This window comes from Ideonella sp., from assembly GCF_044358605.1.
Lineage (GTDB): Bacteria > Pseudomonadota > Gammaproteobacteria > Burkholderiales > Burkholderiaceae_C > Ideonella.
Genome location: NZ_JBIKNQ010000101.1, coordinates 1 through 8186, shown reverse-complemented (window position 1 = coordinate 8186; position 8186 = coordinate 1). Strand labels below are relative to the sequence as shown.

General features: G+C 60.0%; 7 protein-coding genes. All 7 read left to right on the top strand.

The annotated features are described in order from the left end of the window. The coding region (locus ACIQ3Q_RS21825) for a TolC family outer membrane protein (protein WP_396271346.1) at positions 1 to 1781 on the top strand (1781 nt) is incomplete at its 5' end. Between the two features lie 281 nt (positions 1782 to 2062). Continuing rightward, entirely contained in the window at positions 2063 to 3079 is a 1017-nt protein-coding gene (locus tag ACIQ3Q_RS21820; RefSeq protein ID WP_396271345.1) for a tetratricopeptide repeat protein, read from the top strand. Positions 3080 to 3130: 51 nt separating this feature from the next. Next, the gene (locus tag ACIQ3Q_RS21815) at positions 3131 to 4453 is read left to right on the top strand and encodes a murein L,D-transpeptidase family protein (protein WP_396271344.1); all 1323 of its coding nucleotides are present in this window, start codon (positions 3131 to 3133) and stop codon (positions 4451 to 4453) included. 26 nt (positions 4454 to 4479) lie between these two features. Beyond that, complete coding sequence (locus ACIQ3Q_RS21810) at positions 4480 to 5520, top strand: pirin family protein (RefSeq protein WP_396271343.1); 1041 nt, start codon at positions 4480 to 4482, stop codon at positions 5518 to 5520. A 287-nt stretch (positions 5521 to 5807) separates the two neighbouring features. Beyond that, on the top strand, positions 5808 to 6758 hold the full coding sequence (locus tag ACIQ3Q_RS21805) for a TerC family protein (protein ID WP_396271342.1): 951 nt from the start codon (positions 5808 to 5810) through the stop codon (positions 6756 to 6758). Positions 6759 to 6804: 46 nt separating this feature from the next. After that, positions 6805 to 7227: a universal stress protein gene (locus tag ACIQ3Q_RS21800; protein ID WP_396271341.1), complete on the top strand. Its 423-nt coding sequence runs from the start codon at positions 6805 to 6807 to the stop codon at positions 7225 to 7227. Between the two features lie 273 nt (positions 7228 to 7500). Next, on the top strand, positions 7501 to 8186 hold a 686-nt coding region (locus ACIQ3Q_RS21795; RefSeq protein WP_396271340.1), incomplete at its 3' end, for a C1 family peptidase.

Sequence of the window (8186 nt, the reverse complement as noted above, 5' to 3'; positions counted from 1 at the left end):
CCCAAAATCAGGCCGTTGTCTCAGCTGCCCAGAAAGCCATCGAGACCAACCCTGAGGTCGCAGCCAAGTTCAACGCTTTGCGCGCTTCCATTGCTGAAGTTGACGTGGCCTCTGGCGCCCTGCTGCCCCGCGTCGACCTGTCTGGCGACGTCGGACGGACCCAAGACAATGTCGATAACCGTCGGCCTTCAGAGACCCAGTCGCTCAACCGCGCAGGTGTAGCACTCACCATCAACCAACTGCTGTGGGATGGCTTAGCTACCAGCAACGAAATCAAACGCCTTGGCCACTCCAAGCTGGCGCGCTATTTCGACTTTGTAGACTCCACCGAGCAGACCGCCCTGGAAGCCGCACGCGCCTTCCATGATGTTGAGCGCTTCCGGCGCCTCGTGAAGCTGGCCGAAGACAACTATGTGCAGCACAAGTACGCGGCAGAGCAAATTCAATCGCGCGTCCGCGCTGGTGTGGCGCGGGGCGTTGACCTTGAGCAGGCCGGCGCCCGCTTGGCCTTGGCTGAATCTAACCTCGTCACCGAGAAGGCCAATCTGCACGATGTGACAGAGCGCTATCGTCGCGTGGTTGGCGAATTGCCCCCCGCCTCTCCCGGCGCTGCTCAACCCTTGGCACGCCCGCTGCCCGCCTCTGGTGCGGCTGCACTTGAAACGACAGCCCTCAACAGCCCTGCCATTGCTGCCGCAGTCGAGAACCTGAGAGCGACCCGCGCCCAAGCTGAAAGCCGCAAGGGTGCATTCCAACCCAAGGTTGAAGCACGCGTGCGTGGTGGTGTTGGCAAGAATCTCGATGGCACCGTCGATCAAACCCGCGACATCAATGCACAGTTGGTACTGAACTGGAACTTGTTCAACGGTGGCTCCGATCAAGCCCGCGTTCGCCAAAGCACCAATCTGCTGAACCAGGCCATGGATTTGCGCGACAAAGCCTGCCGCGACACCCGCCAGACCGCCGCCATTGCCTACAACGACGTGAAGAAGCTGAGCGAGCAACTCGCTTACCTGGACCGGAACGTCATTGCCATTGAGAAGGCCCGCGACGCTTATCGTCAGCAGTTCGACATCGGTCAGCGCAGCTTGCTGGACCTGCTGAATGCCGAGAACGAGCTTTACACCGCCAAACGTGCTTACTCCGTGGCAGATGCTGACCTGCAAGTAGCCACCGTGCGCACCCACGCGGCGATGGGCACTTTGGTGTCGGCCCTTGGGCTGGCCCGCGCAGACGCCAAGTCCTTAGCTCCTGAAGGCGAGAACTGGGCGGCAGGCGAAGACGCCGCCACACGCTGCCCGCTGGCTCCCACTGACGTCGCATCGACCAGCAAAGACGAGCTCGACGCCCGCGCACGGGGCATGGCAGGCCCGGCAAAGGCAGCGCCTGCACCGGCTGCGGCTCCTGCACCGGCAGCGCCTGTCTCCGCCGTCAAGAAAACCGCTGAAGAAGGCTTGGCCGAGCAGCGCCTGCGCGACTGGGCGGCCGCTTGGATGTCCAAGGATCTGACCCGCTATTACAGCTTCTACAGCCCCAACTTTGGCCCGATCAAGGCCGACAAGTCCAAGTGGCAAGCCGAGCGCAAGCGTTTGGTGACCAAACCAGGCGAGATCAGCGTGGTGCTGGAAAACCTCGTTCCCAAGCAAATCTCTGCCAACCGTGTGGAGACCAGCTTCAAGCAAATCTACAGGTCGTCCAACTTCAACGACACCATGCAGAAGACGCTGACCTGGGAACGCAGCGGCAATGAATGGCTGATCGTGAAAGAAAGCAACCGTTGATCTTTCGGTCAAATCGGTGACGGAGGGCGCGCATGTCGCGCCCTTCTCATTTGTTGCCCGGGTTTACGGGTTTCAGTTTCATATTCGCTGTGGTTTTTGGATAGACTCCCATGTAGTCGGTCCGCCAGCGGGCATTCGGGATTTTGATCATCACGGATGCCTGTCACCTCAGCGGCATGTACGTTCAGCATCACTCAAGAGACACCATGCAGGCACATCGAATTGCACCCCCGGCATTTGCGCTCAACCGCTTGGTTGCAGCAGTTTGCTTGGGCTCATTTATGGCCCTGTCCGCCGTTGCACAAACGGCGCAAAGCAGCGCAGAAACTGTTGAGATTCAGCGCCTCATCAAAGACGGCCAGCACGCCCAAGCCCTGAAACTAATCGATGAGTCTTTGGCTAAAAACCCCAAAGACCCCCAAATGCGTTTTCGGCGTGGAGTTGCGCTTTCCATGCTGGACAGAAAAGCCGAGGCCTTGAACGTGTTTCAAAAGCTGGTCGAGGACCACCCCGAAATGCCGGCCCCCTATAACAACATGGCCGTCATCTACGGCGCACAAGGCGAATATGACAAGGCGCGCGGCGCTCTTGAGCGGGCCATTCGCACCAACCCTGCGTACGCCACGGCTTATCAAAACCTGGGTGACGTCTATGCCCAACTCGCCAGCCAAGCCTATTCCAAGGCCTTGCAGTTGGACAAGTCCGATACCTCGGTGACGCCAAAGTTGGCCCTGTTGCGCGAACTGACCACCGGCACAGCTACCAGCGCAAGCCCTGCCGCCCCGGCCAAGCGTGACCCTGTGGTTGCGGCTGCGCCTGCACCTGCACCCGCAGCAGCCCCGTCGCCGAGCCCTGCACCACCGCCCGTGACGACCACCAAGCCGACCTCGCCCACCGCCACGCCTCCAGCCCCGCCTGCTTCACCCGCAGTCGTCGCCAAGCCTGCGGCGACGGCCAATAGCGTCGCTGACGTTGAGTCTGCTGTGAAGACCTGGGCCGCAGCCTGGAGCAAGCGCGACATGCAAGGCTATTTCGCAGCCTACGCCTCCGACTATGTGGGCAAGAGCGGCACCCGCAAGGCCTGGGAGCAGAACCGCCGTGACCGTATCGCCTCGCGCCAAAGCATCAAGGTCGACATCAGCAACCTACATGTCACCGTCAACGGCGACAAAGCGATCGCGCAGTTCCGTCAGCGCTATGAGTCGGATACTCTGAGCAATACCAGCTCCAAAACACTGCAATTGGTGAAGACCTCCAACGGCCGTTGGGTGATTCAACAAGAGTCCGGCGGCGGTTAAGTCGCGTCTGCGAGAATTGGCAGCGCCTCAGGTGAGGCGCTGATTTTGACCATGGAGAAACGTTCTCTGACGCCCCGACGTGTGACTTTTGTCTTGGGAGCCGCGCTGCTGCTCCTGAGTGGTGTGTACGCTGTGAGCAAGAGCGATGCTGCTGACACCGGCGTTGTGTTGGCAAACATCCAGTCCGCAACGGCCCTGCCTGCCTCGACACTCAGGCTGGCCGACGAAGCCATGACTGCAGAGCCGCTGCCCAACGTGGCATTTGCTGGCAGCAGCCCAGAGGCTCAGTTGATTGGGGTCTATCGCCTGATCGCAGACCAGCGCATGGCAGAAGCGCTGACGGCAGCAGAAGCACTCACACGCCAGTTTCCAACTTTCAAGTTGGCGCAGCTGGTGTACGCCGACCTTTTGGCGGCACGCTTTGCGCCCTTGCCTGCCTTTGGCGGCAAGCACACCCGGCAAGCGAGCGCCAGCCAAACCGCCGAACTGGCGGTCCTGCGAGACGAGGCGCGCCAGCGTATTCGTGCGCTGCAAGAGCGCCCTCCTGAAGGGGCTGTGCCTGACGAGTTTGTGCAGTTACCGCAAAGCACCCGCTACGCCATCGCGGTAGACACCAGCAGATCTCGCCTCTATTTGTTTGAGAACTTCCCCTCAGGACTCAAGCTCGTCAGCGACTATTACGTGTCTGTCGGCAAGCAAGGCGTAGACAAACTCGTAGAAGGCGACCAACGCACGCCGCTTGGCGTCTACTTCATCACCGACCGGATCGACCCCAAGGCCCTAGAGGACCGCTTCGGTGCTGGAGCCTTGCCTTTGAACTACCCCAACGCCTATGACAAGTTTCGTGGGCGCACCGGCAGTGGCATCCTGGTCCATGGCGTGCCGTCCAACACCTACTCGCGGCCACCCTTAGACAGTGACGGGTGCATTGCCTTGTCCAATGAAGACCTGCTGCGCCTTTCTAACCAACTGCCGCAACGAGACACGCCCGTGGTCATCACACGCCAAGTGCGCTGGGTGAAGGCCAACCAAACCAGCGAAGGTCGTCAAGCCTTCCTCGACAAAGTCAAGCAGTGGCAAGACGCGCGCTTGCGTGCCGACCGCCCAACTTTGGAATCGCTCTATGCGAGCACCCAGAGCACCAGCGCAACAGCCCTGGATAACAACAAGGCCAAACAACGCCTGACCCAGCCCGTCACCGCCATTGACAACGTCAGCGTGCTGACTTGGCATGACGACAAAAACAAGATGGTCGTGACCTTCCGCGAACTGATGGGTAGCGGCAAACGTGAACGTGAGCGAGTGATGCGCCAATACTGGAGCCGCGCCGAGGCCGACGAGTGGCGCATCTTGGCGGAAGGCCCGGTGCGCTGATTTCAATCAGAGGCGCACTGATCTCAATGAACACCGCCTCACCGATCATAGCTATCCAGGCCTTGGGCTTTCCGTGGCCGACCCTGGACCCGTTCCTCTTCTGCGTCTACCACCAAGACGACTACCCTCCAGGCGACGAGGCGCAAGGCGTGCCCATCGCAGCATTGAAGGGCCGAGCGCTGGGCAATGACTTTGCGCCCAAAGACGGCTGGCGCATGTATCACGGCCAGCATGTGCCCGGATTCCCGCGCCATCCACATCGCGGCTTCGAAACCGTCACCCTCGTTCGCCAAGGCTTTGTGGATCACTCTGACTCCATGGGGGCGACGGCACGCTTTGGGCAAGGCGATGTGCAATGGATGACCGCCGGGCGTGGCGTCGAGCACTGCGAAATGTTCCCACTGCGCCAGGGCACCCGCCCTAACCCAGGCGAGTTGTTTCAACTCTGGCTGAACTTGCCGGCTGCGCATAAGTTGGCTGAGCCCCACTTCTCAATGCTTTGGGCCCACACCATTCCCCGCCGGCGCTTCGTCTGTGCCCAAGGTGGTGAAACTGAAGTCACCTTGGTGGCGGGCGCCCTCGATGGCACCCATCCACCCGCGCCGCCCCCTGACAGTTGGGCTGCTGATGCTCGCTCCGACCTTGCGATTTGGACCCTGCGCATGACCCCGAACGCGCGCTGGACACTGCCTGCTGCGCCCGCAGGCGTTCATCGAGCCATCTACTCTTTCAGCGAAGGCGCCGCAGTTCAGATTGCTGGCCACGCGCTCCATCAACCAGCCTGTGTGCAGCTAGAGGCTCAAGCAGAGGTCGTCCTGGTGAACTGCGGCAGCTCGGATGCAGAGTTTCTGTACCTTCAAGGGCGCCCCATTGCCGAGCCCGTCGTGCAGTACGGGCCGTTTGTCATGAACAACGCGGCCGAGATTCAGCAAGCCCTGCATGACTACCGCAATGGTTTGTTTGGTCAGTGGCCCTGGCCCAGTGACGCACCCGTGCACCCACCGCAGCAAGAAAGATTTGCAAGGCACGCAGACGGACGGCAAGAGGCCCCACCCACATCGCCTTGAAGCTCTGGGCAGAGTGGCCACCACTTCGATCAAAACTCAGTCAACAGTTCGGTTTTTCCTGAATGTTGATCAGTTTGCCAACACCCTTCTGCTGACAGCATAATAGCCCTTTTCCCTCGAGGGGAGTAGCAAGCCAACCACCTGCAATCAGGTGGCTTGGCGGCAGTGTCCGTCAATACGCGGTCTACCCAACACGTAGACGCCGGATCTGCCGAGCTCGGTCCTTTGCCCGAGCCATGCAAGACCTTGCGGGTGTTGTTCAACACCTCTTTTGCAAAGACGTATCTGTGGAAACCATTGCACCCCTTTGGCTATGGCTGGTGTTTGTCGGCTTCGTGCTGGCAGCACTGTTTGTCGACTTCGTTGCCCTCAACAAGCAAGGCGCCCACGTGGTGGGTGTCAAGGAAGCCTTGAACTGGTCCCTCATCTGGATCGGCTTGAGCTTTGTGTTTAATGGCTTGCTGTGGTGGGCCGTCAAAGACACGACGGGCTCGACCGAACTGGCCAATGAGAAGTCTTTGGAGTTCCTGACCGGCTACCTCATCGAGAAGAGCTTGGCGGTGGACAACATCTTCGTGTTCCTGCTGATCTTCACTTACTTTGCGGTGCCACCCACCTTCCAAAAGCGAGTGTTGATGATCGGCATCATTGGTGCCATCGTGCTGCGCACCATCATGATCTTGGTGGGCGGCTGGTTGTTGTCTCAATTCCACTGGATCTTGTACCTCTTCGGTGCCTTCCTGATTCTCACCGGCATCAAGATGTGGTGGGCTGCTGGCAAAGAGTCTGACCTCGAAGACAACCCTGCCCTGAAGTTGCTGCGCCGGATCATGCCTGTCAGCAAGGAGTACGACGGCGAGAAGTTCTGGACCATCGAAAACGGCAAGAAGATCGCGACGCCCCTGTTGATGGTGGTGGCCTTGGTGGGCTTGACGGACGTGATCTTTGCGGTGGACTCCATCCCCGCCATCTTCGCGATCACCAAAGACCCGTTCATCGTGCTGACCAGCAACGTGTTCGCCATCTTGGGCCTGCGTGCGATGTTCTTCTTGCTGCAAGCCGCAGCCAGCCGCTTCCACCTGCTGAACTATGGCTTGGCCGTGATCCTGGTCTTCATCGGTACCAAGATGATGCTGATCGACATCTACAAGATCCCTGTGGCCGTCTCCTTGGGTGTGGTGCTGAGCATCTTGGCCATCACCATGATCTGGAGCTCGAAGACCGCTCCCAACACTTGATGCGCAGCCAATGTGCAACCCACACCCCTGAACAAGGAGTACTGACATGAAGATTTTGTTGGCTGTCGACGGCAGCACCTTCACCAAAAAGATGCTGGCCTACTTGGCCACTCACGAAGAGATGTTTGGCCCGCAAAACAGTTTCACCGTGTTCACTGCGGTGGCGGCCCTGCCGCCGCGGGCCCGAGCAGCGGTGGGTGCAGACGTTGCACGCAGCTACTACAAGGACGAAGCCACCAAGGTGGATACGCCCGTGCGTAAGTTCTTGGCTCGACACGGCATCCAAGCGGACGTTTGCCATGACGTGGGTTCTGCTGGCGAGTTGATCGCCAAAGCCGCCGAGAAAGGCGACTTCGACCTCGTCATCATGGGCTCCCACGGCCACAGTGCCTTGGGCAACTTGGTCATGGGCTCGGTGGCTACACGGGTGCTGGCGCACTGCAAAGTGCCTGTCTTGCTGGTGCGCTAAGGCACCGCCCCGCGCTAGCGCACTGAGGGCCTTGCTGGCAACAGCAAGGCCCTTTTTCATGCTGCCGTATAGTGCTCCCTCGTTTTCGCCATTAAAGTCGCTGGCCAAACCTCCCGCCGTATAGGAGCCAGCATGACCTCGTTAATCAGAGACTCGAGAAGCCGTCGCCAAGTGCTGTTGGGCGCCTGCGCCGGCTTGGTGGCGCCCAGTGCGCTCTGGGCGCAAGCCCCTGCTCGGCCCAAGCCACCGGATTCAGCAGATCTCACTGCCCTGATGGCCCCGGTCAAGGACCAAGGTTCTCGTTACACCTGCGCTGCTTTTGCGTCCAACGCCATCTTGGAGGCGGCCATCAAGCGAGACCTCGGGCGCACCGTTGTGTTGTCTGAGGAGTTTGCCGTGTACCAGGCTTGGCGCCAAAAATCGCCCGGCCCAGACGAGAGCATGACGATCACAGATCTCTTGGACATCGCCATGGATGTCGGGTCGGTACCGGAGGCCGATTGGCCCTATCGCCCCGAATTGCCCGAAACCTGTGTAGCCACCAAGCCAGGCGCCAGCCGCCCACTCACCGCGCCCCCTGCAACAGTCAACACTTGCCGCGGCCCAACACCCCCAGACAGCCTTATGGCGAAAGCAGCGCAGTTGAAGGCCAGCGAAGCACTCAGCATGGTGGTTACCGGCTCCTTGGTCGAGGATCTGATGAGCAGAATCGGCCGAGCTCGCAGCGCCGTCATCATGGCCGCCAAAGACTTGCCCGATCGGGATGAATGGAAACAAAGCGGGGAGCTTCGTCTCACCCGGCGGGTTCAGGAGTTGCACAAGAAGCATGCCCTGGAAGGCACCCCCAACCACTTTGTTGCGCTCACAGGATATGACCGGAGCAAACGCCAGTTCTATTTCAAGAACAGTTGGGGTCCGTCGTGGGGCCGTGACGGCTATGGCTGGATCAGCTTCGATGA

Excerpts from the sequence above, each read along its gene's own strand:
- ACIQ3Q_RS21820 (WP_396271345.1), top strand. The coding sequence starts at position 2,063 with ATGGCCCTGTCCGCCGTTGCACAAACGGCGCAAAGCAGCGCAGAAACT.
- ACIQ3Q_RS21815 (WP_396271344.1), top strand. The coding sequence starts at position 3,131 with ATGGAGAAACGTTCTCTGACGCCCCGACGTGTGACTTTTGTCTTGGGA.
- ACIQ3Q_RS21810 (WP_396271343.1), top strand. The coding sequence starts at position 4,480 with ATGAACACCGCCTCACCGATCATAGCTATCCAGGCCTTGGGCTTTCCG.
- ACIQ3Q_RS21800 (WP_396271341.1), top strand. The coding sequence starts at position 6,805 with ATGAAGATTTTGTTGGCTGTCGACGGCAGCACCTTCACCAAAAAGATG.